Source organism: Gordonia sp. 852002-10350_SCH5691597 (assembly GCF_001665715.1).
In the GTDB taxonomy this organism is placed as follows: Bacteria; Actinomycetota; Actinomycetes; order Mycobacteriales; family Mycobacteriaceae; genus Gordonia; species Gordonia sputi.
Window position 1 is genome coordinate 1 of the sequence record NZ_LZMO01000195.1, and the last position, 21,644, is coordinate 21,644.

At 65.2% G+C, this 21,644-nt stretch carries 19 protein-coding genes and 2 pseudogenes; 11 read left to right on the forward strand and 10 right to left on the reverse strand.

Translation table 11 applies throughout. The annotated features are described in order from the left end of the window. The first annotated feature begins 134 nt into the window (after positions 1-134). Complete coding sequence (locus A5777_RS14175; RefSeq protein WP_082933676.1) at positions 135-1,046, forward strand: NmrA/HSCARG family protein; 912 nt, start codon at positions 135-137, stop codon at positions 1,044-1,046. Here A5777_RS14175 and A5777_RS14180 read toward each other — a convergent pair whose 3' ends face one another. The 7 genes from A5777_RS14180 to A5777_RS14215 form a co-directional block, all read right to left on the reverse strand. Next, positions 1,047-1,457, reverse strand: a complete 411-nt coding sequence (locus tag A5777_RS14180) for a metal-sulfur cluster assembly factor (RefSeq protein WP_064863154.1) — start codon at positions 1,455-1,457, stop codon at positions 1,047-1,049. It abuts the gene before it with no gap. Continuing rightward, positions 1,454-1,924, reverse strand: coding sequence for a Fe-S cluster assembly sulfur transfer protein SufU (sufU, locus tag A5777_RS14185; RefSeq protein WP_064863155.1), 471 nt, complete (start codon positions 1,922-1,924; stop codon positions 1,454-1,456). The genes A5777_RS14180 and sufU overlap by 4 nt, the downstream gene beginning before the upstream one ends. A 1-nt stretch (position 1,925) precedes the next feature. Then, the gene (locus A5777_RS14190) at positions 1,926-3,224 is read right to left on the reverse strand and encodes a cysteine desulfurase (protein ID WP_064863156.1); all 1,299 of its coding nucleotides are present in this window, start codon (positions 3,222-3,224) and stop codon (positions 1,926-1,928) included. Positions 3,225-3,227: 3 nt separating this feature from the next. Then, complete coding sequence (gene sufC, locus A5777_RS14195; protein WP_005202779.1) at positions 3,228-4,001, reverse strand: Fe-S cluster assembly ATPase SufC; 774 nt, start codon at positions 3,999-4,001, stop codon at positions 3,228-3,230. A gap of 205 nt (positions 4,002-4,206) precedes the next feature. Continuing rightward, positions 4,207-5,418 carry a Fe-S cluster assembly protein SufD gene (gene sufD, locus A5777_RS14205; RefSeq protein ID WP_064863157.1) on the reverse strand — a complete coding sequence of 404 codons (1,212 nt, stop codon included), beginning with the start codon at positions 5,416-5,418 and terminating at the stop codon, positions 4,207-4,209. Then, the gene (sufB, locus tag A5777_RS14210) at positions 5,418-6,851 is read right to left on the reverse strand and encodes a Fe-S cluster assembly protein SufB (protein ID WP_064863158.1); all 1,434 of its coding nucleotides are present in this window, start codon (positions 6,849-6,851) and stop codon (positions 5,418-5,420) included. Before sufB ends, sufD begins: the two co-directional genes overlap by 1 nt. Further along, positions 6,848-7,621, reverse strand: a complete 774-nt coding sequence (locus tag A5777_RS14215) for a helix-turn-helix transcriptional regulator (protein WP_064863159.1) — start codon at positions 7,619-7,621, stop codon at positions 6,848-6,850. The genes sufB and A5777_RS14215 overlap by 4 nt, the downstream gene beginning before the upstream one ends. Positions 7,622-7,749: 128 nt before the next feature. Here A5777_RS14215 and mptB point away from each other — a divergent pair, with 128 nt between their 5' ends. From mptB to A5777_RS14235, 4 genes are all read left to right on the forward strand, one after another. After that, positions 7,750-9,525: a polyprenol phosphomannose-dependent alpha 1,6 mannosyltransferase MptB gene (gene mptB / locus A5777_RS14220; RefSeq protein ID WP_064863160.1), complete on the forward strand. Its 1,776-nt coding sequence runs from the start codon at positions 7,750-7,752 to the stop codon at positions 9,523-9,525. A 118-nt stretch (positions 9,526-9,643) separates the two neighbouring features. Further along, entirely contained in the window at positions 9,644-10,615 is a 972-nt protein-coding gene (locus A5777_RS14225; RefSeq protein ID WP_064863161.1) for an ABC transporter ATP-binding protein, read from the forward strand. Further along, entirely contained in the window at positions 10,612-11,418 is an 807-nt protein-coding gene (locus A5777_RS14230) for an ABC transporter permease (protein ID WP_064863162.1), read from the forward strand. Before A5777_RS14225 ends, A5777_RS14230 begins: the two co-directional genes overlap by 4 nt. Next, on the forward strand, positions 11,415-12,476 hold the full coding sequence (locus A5777_RS14235; protein ID WP_064863163.1) for a COX15/CtaA family protein: 1,062 nt from the start codon (positions 11,415-11,417) through the stop codon (positions 12,474-12,476). The genes A5777_RS14230 and A5777_RS14235 overlap by 4 nt, the downstream gene beginning before the upstream one ends. Positions 12,477-12,497: 21 nt before the next feature. On the opposite strand, the gene A5777_RS14240 is transcribed toward A5777_RS14235, so the two are convergent. After that, positions 12,498-12,890, reverse strand: coding sequence for a hypothetical protein (locus tag A5777_RS14240; RefSeq protein ID WP_064863164.1), 393 nt, complete (start codon positions 12,888-12,890; stop codon positions 12,498-12,500). Between the two features lie 80 nt (positions 12,891-12,970). Between A5777_RS14240 and A5777_RS14245 the strand changes: the two genes are divergently transcribed. Next, positions 12,971-13,489: a phosphoribosyltransferase gene (locus tag A5777_RS14245; protein ID WP_064863165.1), complete on the forward strand. Its 519-nt coding sequence runs from the start codon at positions 12,971-12,973 to the stop codon at positions 13,487-13,489. A gap of 54 nt (positions 13,490-13,543) precedes the next feature. Continuing rightward, positions 13,544-14,506 carry a quinone oxidoreductase family protein gene (locus A5777_RS14250; protein WP_064863166.1) on the forward strand — a complete coding sequence of 321 codons (963 nt, stop codon included), beginning with the start codon at positions 13,544-13,546 and terminating at the stop codon, positions 14,504-14,506. Positions 14,507-14,534: 28 nt separating this feature from the next. Here A5777_RS14250 and A5777_RS14255 read toward each other — a convergent pair whose 3' ends face one another. Further along, positions 14,535-15,530, reverse strand: a complete 996-nt coding sequence (locus A5777_RS14255) for a heme o synthase (protein WP_064863169.1) — start codon at positions 15,528-15,530, stop codon at positions 14,535-14,537. A 329-nt stretch (positions 15,531-15,859) separates the two neighbouring features. On the opposite strand from A5777_RS14255, the gene tkt reads away from it, so the two are divergent. The 4 genes and pseudogenes from tkt to A5777_RS14275 form a co-directional block, all read left to right on the forward strand. Continuing rightward, complete coding sequence (gene tkt, locus A5777_RS14260; RefSeq protein WP_064863170.1) at positions 15,860-17,938, forward strand: transketolase; 2,079 nt, start codon at positions 15,860-15,862, stop codon at positions 17,936-17,938. 95 nt (positions 17,939-18,033) lie between these two features. Beyond that, positions 18,034-19,155, forward strand: a complete 1,122-nt coding sequence (gene tal, locus A5777_RS14265) for a transaldolase (RefSeq protein ID WP_064863171.1) — start codon at positions 18,034-18,036, stop codon at positions 19,153-19,155. Between the two features lie 5 nt (positions 19,156-19,160). After that, a complete protein-coding gene (gene zwf / locus A5777_RS14270; RefSeq protein ID WP_064863167.1) occupies positions 19,161-20,696 on the forward strand; it encodes a glucose-6-phosphate dehydrogenase in 1,536 nt (511 codons plus the stop codon). A 61-nt stretch (positions 20,697-20,757) separates the two neighbouring features. Beyond that, a pseudogene (locus tag A5777_RS14275) lies at positions 20,758-21,444 on the forward strand (glucose-6-phosphate dehydrogenase assembly protein OpcA); the annotation flags it as partial. Positions 21,445-21,503: 59 nt separating this feature from the next. On the opposite strand, the pseudogene A5777_RS25435 reads toward A5777_RS14275, so the two are convergent. Further along, positions 21,504-21,626, reverse strand: a pseudogene (locus tag A5777_RS25435) (glucose-6-phosphate dehydrogenase assembly protein OpcA); the annotation flags it as partial. Positions 21,627-21,644: the final 18 nt, after the last annotated feature.

Consider the following 21,644-nt stretch of genomic DNA (forward strand, 5'->3'; position numbering starts at 1 on the left):
GGGCACAGCTGGCATCCTTCCAGGCCGCCCGGCAGGGCAAGCCAGATCAGATGTCACCTACTCGTGCACCAGCCCCAAACACGATCCTACAGTCGCGTCAACGGGGAGCAACGACCAGAAGCAGGGAGAACATGATGGCGTCAACGCACTCACACTCACCGACGTCACACCTACCGGGATCGCGACTTGCCGGACTGATCACCGTCCTCGGAGCGACCGGGCAGCAGGGAGGATCGGTCACCCGAGCCCTGCGCGATGCGGGCTGGAAGGTCCGAGCAGTGGTGCGGGACCAGTCGTCGCCGCGCGCACAGGAGTTGGCGGCGACCGGTGTGGAAACGGTACGCGGCGACTTCGCCGACAGCACATCGATCCGTGCGGCATTCGAGGGAGCGGACAGCGTCTTCAGCGTTCAACCGAGTTCCGGTCAACCGGGCCGGCCGATGTCCGACGAATCCGAGGTCGCCGCCGGCATCATGGTCGCCGACCTCGCGCGCGACGCCGGGGTCGATCACCTCGTGTACAGCTCGTCGATGGTGGTCGGCCAGAGCGACTCCGGGATTGCCCACTTCGAGACGAAGCGACGGATCGAAAACTACCTCGGGCGCAGTGACCAGTCCGTCACGATCATCAGGCCTGCGACGTTCATGGAGATGATTCCGGTACCCTCACGCGACCAGACCAGCGACCACATCGAGTTCCTGATGGCAGACAGCAAGCCCATGCAGTTCATCGCGGTACGCGACATCGGTCGCATTGTTGCCCGCATCGTCGAATCACCCGATCGGTATCGCGGACGCACGCTGGATATCGCGGGCGACGAACTCACCGGAGATCAGATGGCCAAAGTGATCGGCGAGCACCTGGGCCGCACACTCAGCTACCGGAGAATCGACCCAGCGGGAGATCCGCTCATCGAACGCCTGGAGTCGGCTACCGACGAAGGGCGGATGTCCACCGCTGATCTCGCCGGGCTGCGAAGGCAGTTTTCGTTCTTGCTCAGCCTCGACGAGTGGATGCGGACAGCAGACGCCGTCGCAGCGCGCTGATCAGACAGTGAATCCCAACGCGCGCAGTTGTTCTCGGCCGTCGTCGGTGATCTTGTCGGGACCCCACGGCGGCAGCCACACCCAGTTGATCTCCAACTCGGTGCACAAGCCGCTGCCGATGAGCGCTGCGCGCGACTGGTCCTCGATGACGTCGGTCAGCGGGCATGCCGCCGACGTCAGTGTCATGTCGATCTTGGCGACGGCGTCGTCGGTGATCTCGATGCCGTAGACGAGTCCGAGGTCGACGACGTTGATACCGAGCTCAGGGTCGACGACGTCGCGCATCGCTTCCTCGACGTCCTCGAGTTGGGGCAGGGAGGTGCTCGGTGCGCTCACGGGTGTCTGGGCTGCGGGGGTCTCGACCGGGGGCGTCTCGACTGCCGATGTGTCTGCCAAAGGCTGTTCGGTCATGGGGCTTCCACCTGTTCTGATTCACGTTCTTCCACCGACTGCGCCAGGGCGTCCTTGAACGCCATCCAGCCCAGCAGTGCACATTTGACGCGTGCCGGATACTTGCTCACTCCGGCAAACGCGATGCCGTCGCCGATGATGTCTTCGTCGCCCTCGTCGGAGCCGCGGGAGGTCATCATCGCGTTGAACGAGGCGACCGTCTCCAGCGCCTTGTCGACGCTGGCGCCCTCGAGCTGGTCGAACAGCACCGATGTCGACGCCTGCGAGATCGAGCAGCCCTGCCCGTCGTAGGAGATGTCGGTGACGGTGTTCCCGTCGTCCGACAGGGCCACCCGAAGGGTGACCTCATCACCACACGTCGGGTTGACGTGATGGACCTCGGCCCCGAATGGCTCGCGCAATCCACGTCCGTGCGGATGCTTGTAGTGATCGAGGATCACGTCCTGATACATCTGCTCCATACGCATGTCAGATGACTCCGAAGAAACGCTGCGCCTTGACGATTGCCGCTGCCAGCGCATCGACCTCGTCGTGCGTGTTGTACACCGCGAACGATGCGCGAGCCGACGCGGCAACTCCGAAGCGCCGGTGCAGAGGCCATGCGCAGTGATGTCCGACGCGGATCGCGACACCCTCGTCGTCGAGGATCTGCCCGAGGTCGTGTGCGTGAATTCCGTCGACGACGAACGAGAGTGCACCACCACGGTTTTCGGTCGTGGTCGGTCCGATGATGCGCAGTCCATCGATGTGACCAAGCGAACGCAGTGCGTGTTCGACGAGCGAATGCTCATGCGCGGCAACAGCATCCATCCCGATTGCCGACAAGTAGTCGACGGCTGCACCCAACCCGACGACCTGCGAGGTCATCGGCACGCCTGCTTCGAACCGCTGAGGCGGATCGGCGTAGGTTGTTGCCTCCATCGTGACGGTCTCGATCATCGATCCGCCGGTGATGAACGGAGGCAGCGCAGCGAGAAGCTCTGCCTTGCCGTACAGCACACCGACACCCGACGGTCCGAGCATCTTGTGCCCGGAGAACGCCGCGAAGTCGACGTCGAGTGCACGGAAATCGACTGGCATGTGCGGAACCGACTGGCAGGCATCGAGCACGACGAGCGCACCGACATCACGAGCTCGGCGAACCAACTCGTCGACATCGGCCACCGCCCCGGTCACGTTCGACTGGTGGGTGAACGCGACGACCTTCACGCTGTCGTCGAGTTCGAGCGAGTCGAGGTCGATCCGGCCCGCGTCTCCGTCGTCACCGTCGGTGACGCCGTACCACTTCAGTGTGGCGCCGGTGCGTCGGCACAACTCCTGCCACGGAACCAGGTTCGCGTGGTGTTCGAGCTCGGTGATGACGACGGTGTCGCCTTCACCGAGCATGCGACCGCCGAACAGCGGAGCGCTCCGGTCGTCACCGAGCGTGTAGGTGACGAGGTTCAACGACTCGGTGGCGTTCTTGGTGAACACCGTTTCGGGCGCGGTGACTCCCACGAAGGCGGCGATCTTCTCGCGCGCACCCTCGTAGTTGTCGGTGGCCTCCTCGGCGAGTTGGTGCGCGCCGCGATGCACTGCCGCGTTGTGGGTGGTCAGGAACTCACGCTCGGCATCGAGCACCTGGACCGGACGCTGCGAGGTCGCACCGGAATCGAGGTAGACCAACGGCTTTCCGTCGCGCACCGTGCGGGACAGAATCGGGAAATCGGCACGGATGGCGTCGACGTCGAGCGTCGAAGCCTTGTCGGCCACGGTCTCCGTCGACATGGCTCAGCCCGCCGCAGCAGCCGTCGTGAAGCGGACGTAACCGTTCTCTTCGAGCTCGTCGGCCAGCTCGGGCCCACCGGATTCGACGACCCGACCGTTGACGAACACGTGCACGAAGTCCGGCTTGATGTAGCGCAGGATTCGCGTGTAGTGCGTGATCAGCAGGATGCCGCCGTTTTCCTCGGCCTTGTACGTGTTCACGCCCTCGCTGACGACGCGCAGAGCGTCGACGTCGAGGCCGGAGTCGGTCTCGTCGAGGATTGCGAACTTCGGCTTGAGCAGGTCTAGCTGCAGGATCTCGTGACGCTTCTTCTCGCCACCGGAGAAGCCCTCGTTGACCGAGCGCTCGGCGAACGACGGATCGATCTCGAGTGCGGTCATCGCCTCCTTGGTCTCCTTGACCCAGTGGCGCAGCTTGGGAGCCTCGCCACGGACGGCGGTCGCCGCGGTGCGCAGGAAGTTCGACATCGAGACGCCGGGAACCTCGACGGGGTACTGCATCGCGAGGAACAGACCTGCGCGGGCGCGCTCGTCGACGCTCATCTCCAGCACGTCCTCGCCGTCGAGGGTGATGGTGCCGCTGGTGACCTTGTACTTCGGGTGGCCTGCGATCGCGTAGGAGAGCGTCGACTTGCCGGAGCCGTTGGGGCCCATCAGTGCGTGGGTCTCCCCCGACTTCACCGTCAGGTCGACGCCTTTGAGGATGTGGATCGGCTCGGCGTCGGTGTCGGACTGCGCGACGTCGACGTGCAGGTCACGGATTTCGAGTGTGCTCATGTGGCTTTCTTTCTGGGGCTGGGTGATCTCGACAAGCTCGATCAGCGGGTTCGGGGCTCGATCGGCGGGTTCGGTGATCTCGACAAGCTCGATCAGCGGGTTCGGTCTCGATCAGCGGGTTCGGTCTCGATCAGCGGGTTCGGTCTCGATCGGCGGGTTCGGTCTCGATCAGCGGGTTGAAGCTCGATCAGCGGTCCACGCGCGATCAGGCGCCGGAGATCTCGAGTTCGTGTTCGATGGCGGCGGAGAGACGTTCGCGCAGTTCGGGCACCGTGATCTTGGCGATGACCTCGCCGAAGAATCCACGGATGACGAGGCGTCGGGCCTGGTCTTCCGGGATGCCGCGGGCCTGCAGGTAGAACAGCTGCTCGTCGTCGAATCGGCCGGTGGCGCTGGCGTGGCCTGCACCGACGATCTCGCCAGTCTCGATCTCGAGGTTCGGCACCGAGTCGGCACGCGCGTTGTCGGTGAGCAGCAGGTTGCGGTTGAGCTCGAAGGTGTCGGTGCCCTCCGCTTCCGGACGGATCAGCACGTCGCCGATCCAGACCGTGTGCGCCTCACGACTGCGGTCGCCGGACGGATCTCCTTGCAGCGCACCCTTGTACACCACGTTGGAGCGACAGTTCGGCTGGTTGTGGTCGATGAGGAGTCGCTGTTCGAGATGCTGTCCGGCATCGGCGAAGTACAGACCCCACAGTTCGGCGTCGCCGCCCGGTGCCGCGTAACGGACCAGCGGTGAGAGCCGGACGAGGTCGCCGCCGAGGCTGATCGCGAAGTGCCGCAGCACGGCATCGCGACCCACCTTGATGTGGTGCGTTGCGACGTGCACGGCGTCGTCGGCCCAGTCGTGGACGTTGACGACGGTCAACGCGGCCTGGTCGTCGACGATGAACTCGACGTTCTCCGCGTAGGTTCCGCTGCCCTTCTGGTCGAAGACGACGACGGCCCGCGCGAAGGGCTCGAGGCGGATCTGCACGTGACCGAACGCCGTCTTGTCGACGCCGGGGCCCTCGAGTGTGATCACGATCGGCTCGCCGACCTCGACCTCGCGGGCGACGGTGACGACCGTGGCTTCGGTGAATGACGAATATGCCTGCGCCGCAATGCGATCGAACGGGACTCCACCCTGACCGAGTCGCTTGTCGTCGCGACCGACGGTCTCGACGCTGACGCCGTCACCTGCGCCGGTGACCGCGACTGCTGCCTGTCCGTCGGCCGTCGCGCTGCCGTCGTGCAGACCCCGCAAGCGTCGGAACGGGGTGAATCGCCACGCCTCTTCACGTGAGCTGGGGACTTCGAACGCCTCGACGTCGAACGAGGTGAACAGCTCACCCTTGTTGACAGGGGCGGCTTCGCCGCGGTTGACGGGCGCGACTGTGCTGCCCGGAACCGAGACCGGGATTGTCGGATCAGCCATCAGCCGACGGCTCCTTCCATCTGGAGTTCGATGAGGCGGTTGAGTTCGAGCGCGTACTCCATCGGGAGTTCCTTCGCGATGGGCTCGACGAATCCGCGCACGACCATGGCCATCGCCTCGTCCTCGGTCAGTCCGCGACTCATCAGATAGAAGAGCTGATCGTCGCTGACCTTGGAGACGGTGGCCTCGTGGCCCATCGTGACGTCGTCCTCGCGGATGTCGACGTACGGGTAGGTGTCGCTACGGCTGATGGTGTCGACGAGCAATGCGTCGCACTTCACCGTCGAACGGCTGCCGTGCGCACCGTTGTTGACCTTGATCAGACCGCGGTAGGAGGCTCGTCCGCCGCCCCGCGCCACCGACTTGGAGACGATGTTGCTCGAGGTGTGCGGCGCGAGGTGGACCATCTTCGATCCGGTGTCCTGATGCTGGCCCTCACCGGCGAATGCGACGGAGAGCACCTCGCCCTTGGCGTACTCGCCCGTCAGCCAGACTGCCGGGTACTTCATCGTGACCTTCGAGCCGATGTTGCCGTCGATCCACTCCATCGTGGCGCCCGCCTCAGCCTTGGCACGCTTGGTGACCAGGTTGTAGACGTTGTTCGACCAGTTCTGAATGGTGGTGTAGCGGCAGCGTCCACCCTTCTTCACGATGATCTCGACGACGGCCGAGTGCAGTGAGTCGGTCTTGTAGATCGGCGCGGTGCAGCCCTCGACGTAGTGCACGTAGGCACCCTCGTCGACGATGATCAGCGTGCGCTCGAACTGGCCCATGTTTTCGGTGTTGATCCGGAAGTAGGCCTGCAGCGGGATGTCGACGTGCACGCCCGGGGGCACGTAGATGAACGATCCGCCCGACCAGACCGCGGTGTTCAGCGCGGAGAACTTGTTGTCGCCCGCCGGGATGACCGATCCGAAGTACTCGCGAAAGATCTCGGGATGCTCCTTGAGACCGGTGTCGGTGTCGAGGAAGATCACGCCCTGCTGCTCGAGGTCCTCACGGATCTGGTGGTAGACCACCTCGGACTCGTACTGCGCCGCGACGCCTGCGACGAGACGCTGCTTCTCGGCCTCGGGGATGCCGAGCCTGTCGTAGGTGTTCTTGATGTCTTCGGGCAGGTCGTCCCAGGAAGCTGCCTGCTTCTCGGTCGAGCGCACGAAATACTTGATGTTGTCGAAGTCGATGCCGTCGAGCTCAGCACCCCAGTGCGGCATGGGCTTGCGGTCGAAGATGCGCAGCGCCTTGAGGCGGTTCTCGAGCATCCAGTCCGGTTCGCTCTTCTTCGACGAGATGTCGGCGACCACGGCGTCGGAGAGTCCACGCTGCGCACTCGCTCCTGCGACGTCGGAATCGGCCCACCCGTATCCGTACGTGCCGAGTGAGGCGATGGTCTCCTCTTGGGTCAATGGAGCCTGTCCATCTGTAACTGTCATCGCTGGGCCTTTCGACTCGTCTGCTTCGGGTCGGCGACGGCGTCATTGCCGGGCTGGTTGTCGCCGATCATCAGGGGGACATGCGTTGTACACGCGCAATCGCCGTTGGCGATCGTCGCGAGACGTTGTACGTGCGTACCGAGAAGCTCGGTGAACGCCGCGGTTTCTGCCTCACAGAGTTCGGGGAACTCGGCCGCGACATGTGCCACGGGGCAGTGGTGCTGGCAAATCTGGACGCCGGAGCCGACCAATCTGGTGTTGGCGGCGTAACCCGCGCTGGTGAGAGCGTCGGCGATCTCTTCGACGGTGTCGGCCACCGAGCCGGACTCCGCTACGGGACGTACCCCGTCGACGATGCCCTCGATCCGGTCACGTGCGAACTCACCGATCGCTTCCTCACCGGCGATCTCGCGGAGCTTGCGCATGGCTGCCCCGGCGAGGTCGTCGTATGCGTGTTGAAGCTTTCCACGACCGGTCGCCGTCAATTGGAACCACTTCGCCGGCCTGCCCCGTCCGCGCTCACCGCCCCGGCCGAAACCGGGCGAGGCGTGTTCGGCATCACCGGCATCGACGAGCGCGTCGAGATGACGACGCACGCCTGCAGGACTGATACCCAACCGCTCGGCGATCTCTCCCGCGGTCAGCGGCCCGTCTTCGACGAGCAGCGACACCACGGCAGCACGTGTCTGCCCGTCGGCGGGCATGGCTCCTGGATCGGCGACCACACCGGGACGGGCGCTGTCGGCAGACAGCACTGCATCACTCCGCATGGTTTTCACAACGCCAGTGTGACGTAATTACTTCCCCGCTTCCAGCAAGGGTGACCTAAGCGGTGACCGACTCGGCGCTCGGGTGCGGTGTCGAAGGGACATGACGAGGCAACCATTACAGTCGTCTCGTGTCAGAAACCAGTGTCCTGCGTCGTGCCGCGACGTACCTCGGGCTGAAGTCTGCGCGAGAAGCCGACACGGACTCGGACACGACGGGCGACTACGGCCGGTCGGTCGCGACACTGCACGAGACCGAACAGGAAGTCGGCCCACTCAACGCGGAGGAGAATCGGCGACTCTTCCGGATCAAGATCTTCGGAGCCACCGGATCGGTGCTGCTGCTGATCGGTTCGCTGGGTACCGGCCAGATCCCCGTGCTGCAGAATCCCGTCGCGGGAATGCGCCTCCTGTCGCTGCCGTCCCGGATGTGGAGCACGGCACTGACGATGTCGATCGGCGGAACGCTGATGCTCGTCGTCGCATGGCTGATGATCGGACGCTTCGCGGTCGGCCGATTCAGCGTCGAGGTGCTGGAGGGTCGAAGCCCGCAGCGGCGCATGACCCGACGCCAGGCCGACAGCACGCTGCTGCTCTGGATCGCCCCGATCCTCGTCGCTCCACCGCTGCTCAGCAAAGACATTTACTCCTATCTGGCACAGAGCGCCATCGCCGAACGCGGCATGGATCCCTACTCGGTGAGTCCTGTTCGCGGACTCGGCGTCGACGACGTCCTCACGCGATCCGTGCCCAATCTCTGGCGTGACACCCCCGCGCCGTATGGTCCGTTCTTCATCTGGATCGGTGAGGGCATCACCAAGATCACCGGGGACAACATCACCGCGGCGATCTTCCTGCATCGACTCGTGGCACTGCTCGGGGTCGGCTTGATCGTCTGGGCGCTGCCCCGCCTCGCACGGCGCTGCGGGGTGTCGGGCGTTGCGGCTCTGTGGCTCGGCGCGATGAATCCGCTCGTGATCCTGCACCTCGTCGGAGGCATCCACAACGAGGCACTCATGCTCGGCCTGATGCTCGTCGGACTGGAGCTGTGCTTCGCGGGGATCTACAGCAGCGGGAGGCTGCGAGGCTCCGGATTCTGGCCAAGCCAGGCGGGTTGGTTGCTCATCGCGGGCACTGCGGTGATCGCCGCGTCGTCCATGGTGAAGGTCACATCGATGCTCGCCCTCGGATTCGTCGGCGTCGCCCTCGCAAGACGGTGGGGCGCCACGCTGCCCGCGCTTCGTCATGCTCCGGTGAGCACGTGGTGGTCGCGGTCGCGGGATTCGGTGCGTGCGCTCGCGGCGTCGGCAGGCTTCCTCTTCGTGATTCTCGCCATAGTCGTGGTGGGTATTTGTGCCGGGACAGGACTCGGTTTCGGGTGGACGACGACGCTGTCGACGGGCGAGATCGTGCGGTCCTGGATGTCGATGCCGACGTTGATGTCGGTGAGTACCGGCAGGGTCGGCGTGTGGCTCGGCCTCGGCGATCAGACGCAGGCCATCCTCGACGTCGCGCGCCCCATCGGGCAGCTCATCGCCGCGATTTTCGTCGTCCGCTGGATGCTGGCGACCCTCGCCGGACGACTCCACCCGCTCGGCGGGCTCGGGATCGCGATGGCCACCGTCGTCTTGTTCTTCCCGTTCGTGCAGGCCTGGTACCTGTTGTGGGCCGTCATCCCCCTCGCCGCGTGGGCGACCGGCCCGTGGTTCCGCGTGTTGAGCATCGCGGCGTCGGCGATCATTGCGATCGTTGTCATGCCGACGAGTTCCAACACGAGCGGCGTCGTGCTCGCGCAGGGCCTGCTCGCCGGTGTGATCATGGTCGCGATACTGACGGCGCTGTTCTTCGAGGATCTGCCGTTCACCCGGCATAGACGCAGCCGCTCGACGTCGAACACCGACGCGTGACGACGTCGGGCACAGGGGCGTCGGGAGCAGCACCGTTTTCTCTCCAGCACCCCTCACCGCATAGTCTTGGCGTGTGCGCAGCACGGCTTCACCTTCACCATCGCCGGCAGACGATCCGATGACCGATCGTCGCTCTCGCGGATCCGTCTCGACGGACTCGACGACAAAACCCGACGCCGCGGTGCGCGTACGCGGACTGGTGAAGCGCTACGACGACCGGGCCGCCGTCGATGGGCTCGACCTCGACCTGGAGTCCGGAACCGTCCTCGCGCTCCTCGGCCCCAATGGCGCGGGCAAGACCACGACGGTGGAGATCTGTGAGGGGTTCCTGCACGCCGATGAGGGCAGCGTGTCAGTGCTCGGCCTCGACCCCTGGCGCGACAACGACAGACTCCGCACCCGGATCGGCGTCATGCTGCAGGGTGGCGGCGCATATCCCGGTGCTCGCGCCGAGGAAATGCTGCGGCTGTGCGCCGCGTACTCGGCCGACCCCATCGATCCCGATTGGCTGCTCGACGCTCTCGGTCTCGAATCGGCCGCGCGTACCCCGTTCCGACGCCTCTCCGGTGGTCAGCAGCAGCGGCTCTCGCTCGCGTGCGCCATCGTCGGCCGACCCGAACTGGTCTTCCTCGACGAACCCACCGCCGGACTCGACGCCCAGGCACGCCTGGTGGTCTGGGAGATCATCGACCGTCTGCGCGGCGACGGCGTCTCGGTGTTGCTCACCACCCACCTCATGGACGAAGCAGAAGAACTCGCCGACCAGGTCGTGATCATCGACCACGGCAAGGTCGTGGCGAACGGCACCCCGGCGGAGCTGACGAGTCGCGGGGCCGAGAACGAACTGCGGTTCACCGCACCGCGCGGGCTCGACCTGACGATGCTCGAACTCGCGCTGCCCGAGGACTATCGCTGTACCGAACCGCTGCCGGGCAATTACCTGGTCAGCGGCGACGTGACACCACAGGTGTTGGCGACGGTGACCGCGTGGTGCGCCAAGATCAACGTTCTCGCCACCGATCTGCGCGTCGAGACCCGCAGCCTCGAGGACGTCTTCCTCGACCTCACCGGACGGGAGTTGCGTCGATGACCGCCGCACGCACTCGGTCGACGTCGCAGTTCCCGCCGGGAACCTTCGCCCCGCACCCGCAACCCGCGTCGCTTCCCGCGATGCTCGCCGCGCAGACGCGGCTCGAGCTGACCCTGCTGCTCCGCAATGGCGAGCAGTTGCTGCTGACGATGTTCATCCCGATCACCCTGCTGATCGGATTGTGTCTGCTACCCCTCGACACCGACCTCGGCACGACCAACGCCGAACGCGCGGCGACCTTCGTGCCCGCCATCCTGACCGTCGCGGTCATGTCGACCGCATTCACCGGACAGGCCATCGCCGTCGGGTTCGACCGACGATACGGCGCACTGAAAAGGCTTGGGGCGACGCCGATTCCGCGGTGGGGCATCATCGCGGGCAAAGCGATGGCAGTCGTCATCGTCGTCATCGCACAGGCGATCCTGCTCGGAGCTATCGGCGTCGCATTCGGATGGCGTCCCGAACCCATCGGCCTGCTGATCGGCGCGCTGATCATCGCGCTGGGCACGGCTGCGTTCTCCGCTCTCGGATTACTGCTCGGCGGAACACTCAAGGCAGAGATCGTCCTGGCGCTGGCCAATCTCCTGTGGTTCGCGATGCTGGGCATCGGCAGCCTCGTCGTGATGTCGTCGCGTGTACCCGACTCGGTCTGGTGGGTGGCTCGCGTGGTGCCGTCTGGTGCGTTGACCGAAGCGCTGCAACAAGCTGCCGATGGGCGTGTCGACGTCTTCGGCGTAGTGGTTTTGCTGGCCTGGGCCGCGATAGGCTCTGCGCTGGCGGTGAGGTGGTTTCGATTCCAATGACGACGTCAGATACGCGTACCGAGCGCTCCCCCGAATCCCCCGATGCCGCATCGCGCGACACCACGACCCGACGTCGTGGCCTGTTCGGCCGCGTCCCCGGATTCGCAGACCCAACGGCGCGTTTCGTATATGGCTGGGCCATCGCACAGTTGGTCGTCAATGTCGGCATCGTCGTCACCGGCGGCGCAGTGCGCCTCACCGGTTCGGGTCTCGGCTGCCCGACATGGCCTCAGTGCACCGACGGTTCCTTCGTTCCGCATCAGGCGCTGGGGATGCACGGAGCCATCGAGTTCGGCAACCGGATGCTCACCTGGGTCCTCGTCGTTGTGGCCATCGGGACGTGGCTCGCGGTGTTCCGTCGACGCGGCTCGACGCGCGGCGACCGCTGGTTGGCAACACTCATCGCGCTCGGCATCCCGTTTCAGGCAATCATCGGCGGCATCTCGGTGCTCACCGATCTGAATCCGTGGGTCGTCTCGCTGCACTTTGTGTTGTCGATGGCGTTGGTGTCGTTGGCAACCGTTCTGGTGTTCCGGACCTCGCCGCGCGAGCGTGACAAGACGACGAACATCGTGGCGGCCCGCCTCGGCAGCGCCCTGTCATGGCTGATTTATCTCCTCACCTGGGCGACCATCTACGTCGGGACCGTCGTCACGGGATCGGGGCCTCACGCGGGTGACGCAGACGCGCCACGCAACGGACTCGACCCGGGCGCGATGACACAGCTGCACGCCGACTTCGTGTTCGTGCTGGTGGGTCTGGCACTGGCGGTGGCCGTCACAGCACGGGTTCTCCACATGCCGCAGACCCGAGCCGCGCTCATCTACGTCGGGCTGCTTGCACTGCAGGGCGTGATCGGCGGCATCCAGTACGCCACCAACCTTCCGATGGCGTTGGTCATCGCGCACATGCTCGGTAGCGCGCTGCTGATGATCGGCGCCACCTGGCTGGTGCTGTGGTTCGGCAGTGATCAGCGGTCGGGCAGTAATCAATACTCGGGCAGGGATCACACTGACGAGGTCGGCCAGCGCGAACGCGGCGACGCACCCGTCAACTGACCGGGAGCGCCCGCCTAACCGTCAGATGATCGCGCTGTTGCGCGCCTTGGGGAAATGCTCGGAATGGGCAACCCAGCCGGCCATCTTGCGATAGTGCTCGGGCGACACGGTCGCCTTCGACGTCAGTTCCCGATCCCACTCCCCGATTTCGAGGCCGGGCACGGCGTCGACGACGGCATGCGCGGTCGCGACGTCGTCGACGACCCGGTCGCCGAGGTATCCGTTGGACTCCCCGACGAGCGTGATGCGCACCCCGGCGGTGCCGATGGGCTGCAGGACGGCTTTCGCGGCCCCACCCTCGGTGGCGACGAACTTCTTGATCGACGCGACGACCGCGGCAGGCGCCTTGACCGGCGGTGCCGAGCCCTCGACGCTGTCGCTCTCGGCGGTTTCGGTGTTCTGCTCGTCGCTCATGGTCTGTAGAGCATACCGACCGACGGCCAGTGACCCATCCGAGGTGTGCGGCAGCCGCAGACTTGGCAGAGTTGTCATCTATGAACTCGCCCGCGCAGGAGCGCGAAATCCTCACCTGGGAACTCAACGGCGTCGCATGCCGCGAGCTTGCTCAGATGGTCGCCGACGACGGCTACGTCCCCGACATCATCATCGGGATAGCCCGCGGCGGCCTCATCCCCGCCGGGGCAATGGCATACGCCCTCGACTGCAAGCTGATGCTCTCGCTCAACGTCGAGTTCTACACCGGCATCGGTGAGACGCTGTCCGAGCCCGTGATGCTCCCCTCGCTACTCGAGAGCAGCGGCCTGCACGATCAGCGGGTGCTGGTCGTCGACGACGTCGCAGACACCGGAAAGACGCTCAAACTTGTCGACGACTTCTGCGAGCAACAGGGTCGCGTCGCCGAGGTCCGCAATGCGGTGGTCTACCAGAAGCCGCACACCATCACGACTCCTGACTACTGCTGGCGCACAACGGACAGGTGGATCAACTTCCCGTGGTCGGTCGACCCGCCGGTCGTCGGCACGCGCAACTCCAGCAGCGAATCAAACCCCTAGCGCGGCGTTCGGTACCGGCGACGGCCAGAATTTCGCGCCGTGTAGAAACGACTCATGCGCGCAATCCAGGTGACACATCATGGCGGTCCCGAGGTGCTCAACTACGGGACGGTCGACGACCCCATCCCCGCTCCCGACGAGGTGATCGCGCGGACCAGCGCGATCGGGGTCAACTTCATCGATACCTATCTGCGACGCGGCATGTACCCGTCGACCCCGCCGTACGTCCCGGGCACCGAGGGAGCGGGCGAGATCGTCGCGGTCGGCAGCGAGGTCACCGACCTCGAGCCGGGTCAACGAATCGCGTGGGTCGACGCACCAGGCTCGTACGCTGAGCTCGTTGCGGTACGCGCCGCACGCGCCATCCCGGTCCCCGACGGTGTTCCCGACGTCGTCGCAGGCTCGACGATGCTGCGCGGCCTCACCGCCCACTATCTGCTCGACGGCAGTGCACACCCGGCTTCCGGTGACACGATCCTGCTCCACGCGGGCGCCGGCGGCGTCGGCCTGATCCTGACGCAGCTCGCCAAGCGTCGCGGCATCACGGTGATCACCACGGTGTCGACAGACGAGAAGGCAGCGTTGTCGACGCAGGCAGGTGCCGACCACGTCCTGCGATACGGTGACGACCTCGTCGGACAGGTTCGTGAGCTCACCGACGGCAAGGGCGTGCCGGTGGTGTACGACGGCGTCGGAGCCGACACCTTCGAACAGTCACTGGCCTCGACTGCGGTGCGCGGGATCGTCGTCGTGTTCGGGGCGGCGAGCGGACCTGTCCCGCCGTTCGATATCCAGCGACTCAACCCGGCAGGCTCACTGTCGGTGACGCGCCCGACGCTCGGCCATTTCATCGCGAACACGGACGAATTGCGTTGGCGTTCGGGTGAATACTTCGACGCCGTTCTCGACGGCCTCGATGCCCGAGTCGGTCAGGAATATCGCCTTGCCGACGCCGCCCAGGCCCAAATCGACCTGGAGAACCGGATCACCACGGGAGCAACCGCACTCATTCCGTGAGGCGATCACGCCGACCTGCGGCCACTCGTCAGAAGTAGCTGGCGATGGTCGGCAGGTTGACGACGGCGTCGATGGCAAGTCCGCAGAACAGCGCCGCGAGGTATTCGTTCGACTGCAGGAACACCTTCAACGGTGCCACCTCGACGCCGCGTCGGGTGTCGCGGTAGAGCTTGTGCACACGGTTGAGGAACCACACGCCTGCCAGCACCGCGACGCCCGCGTAGATCCAGCTCGCGGCTCCGATGAGCAGGAACGAGCAGATCACGGTGAGCCACGTATAGATGAGGATCTGGCGGGTGACGTGCTCTTCGGTGGCGATCACCGGCAGCATCGGCACGCCTGCGGCTTTGTAGTCCTCGCGGTAGCGCATCGCCAGTGCCCAGGTATGCGGCGGGGTCCAGAAGAAGATCACACCGAACAGCACGATCGGCTGCCAACTGAGCGAACCTGTGACCGCTGCCCATCCGACCAGCGTCGGCATGCACCCGGCTGCTCCACCCCACACCACGTTCTGCCAGGTGCGGCGTTTGAGGATCAGGGTGTAGACCCCGACGTAGAAGATGATCGTGGCAGAAACCAGAAGCGCACTCAGAAGGTTCGCCGACCACCACAGGACAGCGAACGACGCCACCCAGAGCAGCAATCCGAAGATCAACGCATTGGTTCTCGTCACCGCGTGACGGGCCAGCGGACGCTTCGCGGTGCGTCGCATCTTCTTGTCGATGTCGGCGTCGACGACCATGTTGAGCGTATTGGCGCTCGCCGCACCCAACCAACCACCAAGCAGCGTGAACGCGATGATTCTGAGGTCGACGTGTCCACGATCTGCCTGCAGCATGACCGGGATCGTCGCCACCAGCAGCAATTCGATGACACGAGGCTTGGTGAGCGCGATGTACGCCATCACCGTGCCGCGTACGCGAGCGACGAAACTCGTGTCGGCGGTCGTGTTCGATTCGCTGACGGGGCGGTCAGAATCCACCTCGGACGTGCCGCGAGAAGTGGCGGAACCATCTCCGCTCACACGCTCACCGATCCTCACGTCAACTCCCCTGCCCCGCCGACGATTCGGCTCGCGGGCATTTCCGACTACTACTCAGCATGGTAGACGCTGGGGTGTTCGATCAAAGAATTGAGTCTCCGCGCCGTAGCCGACCTGCGGAGACCGGCTGACATGACGATCGTTACCGGCCACCCCCCACACCGACGGCACCGGCCGATTACTCTGGTCATCGTGGGTCGAAAGGCCCTGCATCAGCACTCGGACGCAACGCCCGCGAGTTGGCGTTCGCCCGACGCACCAGCACCACACGCATCACGCAGGCACCCCAACACGTACAGGAGACGGCACACGTGGCTGATACCGACGAGATCCGCGAACGCACTGAGGCGGCCTACCCCGAGGACTGGTCCGACGCGGACACGCGCGCGGTCAACACGGCTCGCATTCTTGCTGCCGACGCCGTCCAGAAGGTCGGCAACGGTCACCCCGGCACCGCGATGAGTCTCGCTCCGCTGGCTTACACGCTCTACCAGCGCGTCATGCGTCACGACCCGGTCGACACCACCTGGGTCGGTCGTGACCGCTTCGTCCTGTCGTGTGGACACTCGAGCCTCACGCAGTACATCCAGCTCTACCTCGGCGGATTCGGACTCGAACTCGCCGACCTCGAAGCGCTCCGCACCTGGGATTCGCTGACGCCGGGACACCCCGAGTTCCGTCACACCAAGGGTGTCGAGATCACGACGGGTCCGCTGGGCCAGGGACTCGCGTCAGCCGTGGGCATGAGCATGGCGTCGCGCTACGAGCGTGGCCTCTTCGACCCCGACGCCGCGCCAGGAGCCAGCCCCTTCGATCACTTCATCTACGTCATCGCCTCCGACGGCGACATCGAAGAGGGCGTGACGTCCGAGGCATCGTCGCTCGCGGGTACCCAGGAGCTGGGCAACCTGATCGTGTTCTACGACCAGAACCAGATCTCGATCGAGGACGACACCACCATCGCGCTCGGCGAGAACACCGCGCTGCGCTACGAGGCATACGGCTGGCACGTGCAGACGGTCGAGAGCGGCGAGGACGTCGTGGCGATCGAGGCGGCAATCGAGGCGGCCAAGAAGGTCACCGACAAGCCGTCGCTGATCTGCGTGCGCACCATCATCGGCTACCCCGCTCCCGACAAGATGAACACGGGCGCCGTCCACGGTTCGGCTCTCGGCGCCGACGAGGTCGCCAAGACCAAAGAAGCTCTCGGATTCGATCCGGACAAGAACTTCGACGTCTCTGAAGAGGTCATCAGCCACACCCGCAAGCTCGTCGAGCGCGGGATCGAGGCCAAGGAATCGTGGACCAAGGCCTTCGACGCCTGGGCCGGCGCCAACCCCGAGAACAAGAAGCTGTTCGACCGCCTGTACGCACATGAGCTTCCCGAGGGCTGGCGCGATGTGATCCCGACGTGGGCTCCCGGCGACAAAGACCTCGCGACCCGCGCGGCGTCGGGAAAGGTTCTCTCGGCGCTCGGCGGGATCCTCCCGGAGCTGTGGGGCGGTTCGGCCGACCTCGCGGGTTCGAACAACACCACGATCGACGGGGCGGCCTCGTTCGGTCCCACCGCGATCTCGACCAAGAAGTGGTCAGCCAACCCGTACGGCCGCACGCTGCACTTCGGTATCCGCGAGCATGCGATGGGCGCAATTCTCTCCGGCATCGTGCTGCACGGCCCGACGCGAGCGTATGGCGGTACGTTCCTGCAGTTCGCCGACTACATGCGTCCGTCGGTGCGACTGGCCTCGCTCATGGAGATCGATCCGATTTACGTGTGGACACACGACTCCATCGGTCTCGGCGAGGACGGCCCCACCCACCAACCGGTCGAGCATCTCGCCGCACTGCGCGCTATCCCCCATCTCGATGTCGTGCGTCCCGCCGATGCCAACGAGACCGCTGCGGCGTGGGCCCACCTGATGACGCGCCGCAATCATCCCGTCGGCCTGATCCTGACACGTCAGAACGTTCCGGTCCTCGAGGGGACGTCGGCCGAGGGGGTCGCCGCCGGAGCGTACGTGCTCAGCGACTCCGACGACGATCCGCAGGTCGTCATCATCGGAACTGGCTCCGAGGTGCAGTTGGCCGTCGAGGCACAGAAGACTTTGGCCGAGAAGGGAATCGCGGCCCGCGTGGTGTCCATGCCGAGCATGGAGTGGTTCGACGAACTGCCACAGGGCTACCGCGACTCGGTACTGCCTCCGGCAGTGCCGCGGGTGTCGGTCGAGGCGGGTATCGCGATGCCGTGGTACCGCTGGGTGGGCAACGGCGATCAGATCGTGTCGCTCGAGCATTACGGAGCGTCCGCCGACTACAAGGTGCTGTACGAGAAGTTCGGTATTACCGCGGAGGCGGTCGTCGCGGCCTCGCTTCGCGCTGTGGCGGGCTGATCGCCGATTGAATCCACAACTCAACATCGAGATCCCAACCGAGGCAACCCACTAGAGGCGCTCCCACAAGGAGCGTGATGTTGGAGGAGAGAACCGTGACACAGAACGAGAAGCTCGCAGAATTGTCCGCAGCCGGGGTTTCGGTGTGGCTGGACGACCTGTCCCGAGACCTGATCAGCTCGGGGCAGCTCCAAGAACTCGTCGACACCAAATCCGTGGTGGGCGTGACGACCAACCCGTCGATCTTCCAGGCCGCTCTGTCCAAGGGCACTGCCTATGACGACCAGATCAACGAGCTGGCCGCGCGCGACACCGACGTCGACAGCGCGGTGCGCACACTGACGACCGACGACGTCCGTAACGCATGCGACGTCCTGCGGCCGGTCTTCGACCGCACCAACGGCCTCGACGGTCGGGTGTCGATCGAGGTCGACCCGCGCCTGGCGCACGACACCGAGAAGACCGCGGCTCAAGCGGTGGAGCTGTGGAAGATCGTCGACCGTCCCAACACGCTGATCAAGATCCCGGCAACGAAAGAAGGCCTGCCTGCGATCAGCCGCACCCTCGCCGAGGGCATCAGCGTCAACGTCACCCTGATCTTCTCGGTGGAGCGCTACCAGGAGGTCATGGACGCCTACCTGAACGGGCTCGACGCCGCGCTCGCCGCAGGACACGACATCTCGAAGATCCACTCCGTGGCGTCGTTCTTCGTCTCTCGCGTCGACACCGAGGTGGACAAGCGTCTCGACGCCATCGGCACGCCACAGGCCGTGCAGCTCAAGGGTTCGGCAGCGCTGGCCAACGCGCGGATCGCCTACCACGCCTACCAGCAGGTGTTCGAGATCGATTCCCGCTTCCCCGCTCTGCGAGAGCAGGGCGCGTTGCCGCAACGCGCACTCTGGGCATCGACCGGTACCAAGAACCCCGACTACGCCGACACGCTCTATGTCAGCGAACTCGTCGCTCCCAACACGGTCAACACCATGCCGAGAAAGACGATGGACGCGTTTGCCGACCACGGCTGGGTCGACACCAAGTCGATCGTGGGTCGCGCCAAGGAGTCGCGTGAGGTCTTCGACGCCATTTCGGCTGTCGGCGTCGACTTCTCGGACGTGTTCAAGGTGCTCGAGGACGAGGGCGTGACCAAGTTCGTCGACGCGTGGACCGACCTCCTCGGCGCAACCGAGGAGCAGCTCTCCGCTGCGAAGAAGAGCTGACGTAGGTGGCAGACACCGCGGGATGGAAGAACCCGCTGCGCGACCCACGTGACAAACGTCTCCCTCGTATCGCAGGCCCGTGCAGCCTCGTCATCTTCGGCGTCACCGGAGATCTCGCACGCAAGAAGTTGATGCCGGCGGTGTACGACCTCGCCAATCGGGGGTTGTTGCCGCCGTGGTTCGCGCTCGTCGGTTTCGCCCGACGGGATTGGGACGACGAGGATTTCGCGAAAGTCGTCCACGACGCCGTTCGCGAGCACGCAAGGACAGGCTTCCGCGAGGAGGTCTGGGAACGTTTGTCGGAGGGATTTCGGTTCGTCCAGGGTTCCTTCGACGACGACGCAGCATTCGACCGCCTGCACGAGACGCTCCTGCGGCTCGACAAGGAGCGCGGCACGGACGGTAATCACGCCTTCTATCTCTCGATTCCGCCCAACGCGTTCCCCACGGTCTGCGAGCAACTCGAACGCAGTGGGCTGGCCGCCGAGGAAGGCGACAACTGGCGTCGCGTGGTGATCGAGAAACCCTTCGGGCACGATCTGCAGTCGGCCAAGGAACTCAATGCCATCGTCAATGCCGTGTTCCCGGAGTCGTCGGTGTTCCGCATCGACCACTATCTCGGCAAGGAGACGGTGCAGAACATTCTCGCGCTGCGCTTCGCCAACCAACTCTTCGACCCGCTGTGGAGTTCGCACTACGTCGACCACGTGCAGATCACCATGGCCGAGGACATCGGGCTCGGCGGCCGCGCAGGCTACTACGACGGCATCGGTGCTGCGCGCGACGTGATCCAGAACCATCTGCTCCAACTCATGGCGCTGGTGGCGATGGAGGAGCCGATTTCGTTCGAGCCCAAGCAGTTACAGGCCGAGAAGATCAAGGTGCTCTCGGCGACGAGCAACATCCTGCCTCTCGACGAGAACACCGCGCGCGGCCAGTACGGGCCGGGCTGGCAGGGAAGCCAGAAGGTGCCGGGACTCCTCGAGGAGGAAGGGTTCAGCGCCGACTCCATCACCGAGACCTATGCGGCGATCGCACTCGAGGTGGATTCACGACGCTGGGCAGGCGTGCCGTTCTACCTCCGAACCGGAAAGCGGTTGGGGCGCAGGGTGACCGAGATCGCACTGGTCTTCAAGCGCGCACCACACCTACCGTTCGACAAGACGATGACCGAGGAGCTCTCGCAGAACGCGCTCGTCATCAGGGTGCAGCCGGACGAGGGCATCACACTGCGGTTCGGGTCGAAGGTGCCCGCGTCGAGCATGGAGGTCCGCGACGTCAACATGGACTTCAGCTACGGCACTGCATTCACCGAGGCGTCCCCCGAGGCCTACGAGCGGCTGATCCTCGACGTGCTGCTCGGTGAGCCGTCACTGTTTCCGGTCAACGACGAGGTCGAATTGTCGTGGAAGATCCTCGATCCCGTCCTCGACCACTGGGCGCAGTCCGGGCGTCCCGACACCTACGAGTCGGGCACGTGGGGACCCGACTCCGCCGACGAAATGATGGCCCGTACCGGACGAACGTGGCGTCGACCCTGACCCGGCCGAGCCCGATCGTCCGGCTTTTGCCGCATCCCCTGCCCGCGCCGAGGAGGCACTGATGATCGTCACCCTGCCCGACACGACGACCAACGAGGTCGCCAAGAAGATCGTCATGGTCCGCGAATCCGGAGGCGCCATCAGCCTCGGACGCGTGCTGACCCTGGTGGTCGTCGCCGAACACGGCGAACCGACCGAGGCGGCCATCGAGGCGGCCATCGGTGCCAGTAGCGAACACCCGAGCCGGGTGATCGTGATCTCGTGCGATCCGCGCGGCGAACAGTCACGACTCGATGCGGAGATCCGTGTCGGCGGTGATGCGGGTGCGTCGGAGGTCGTGCTCCTGACGCTCCACGGTGAGCTGGCGAATCATCCACGCAGCGTCGTGACTCCGTTCCTGCTGCCGGACACCCCCATCGTGACGTGGTGGCCCGGTGCCGCGCCCGAGGATCCTGCCAAGGACACGATGGGCAAGATCGGGCGTCGGCGGATTCTCGACGCGACGAAGTCGGCGAATCCGGAAACGGTCCTCGAACGCAGGCTCGCCACCTACGCCCCCGGCGACACCGACCTCGCGTGGACCCAGATCACCGGCTGGCGAGCGCTGCTCGCGTCGGCCGTCGAACGGCCTCCACACACCCCGATCACCGCCGCCGAAGTCACCGGGCCCGCCATCTCACCGAGCGTCGATCTGCTTGCGGGATGGCTTCTTTCGACTCTCGGCGTACCCACGCAGCGGAAGATCGGCAGGTCACGGTGCATCATCGCCACACGGCCGTCGGGTTTGCCCGGGGCGCTGAGTACTGCGTTGCCGTTCTGGTCGACGGACATGACCGTGGTGCCCTCGTCGCGGTGCAACCGCACCTCGAAGCTGCCGATCTTCCGCTGCGTGGGTACGCCGAGAGTCGAAAGAAGCCATCCCGCAAGCAGATCGACGCTCGGTGGGTT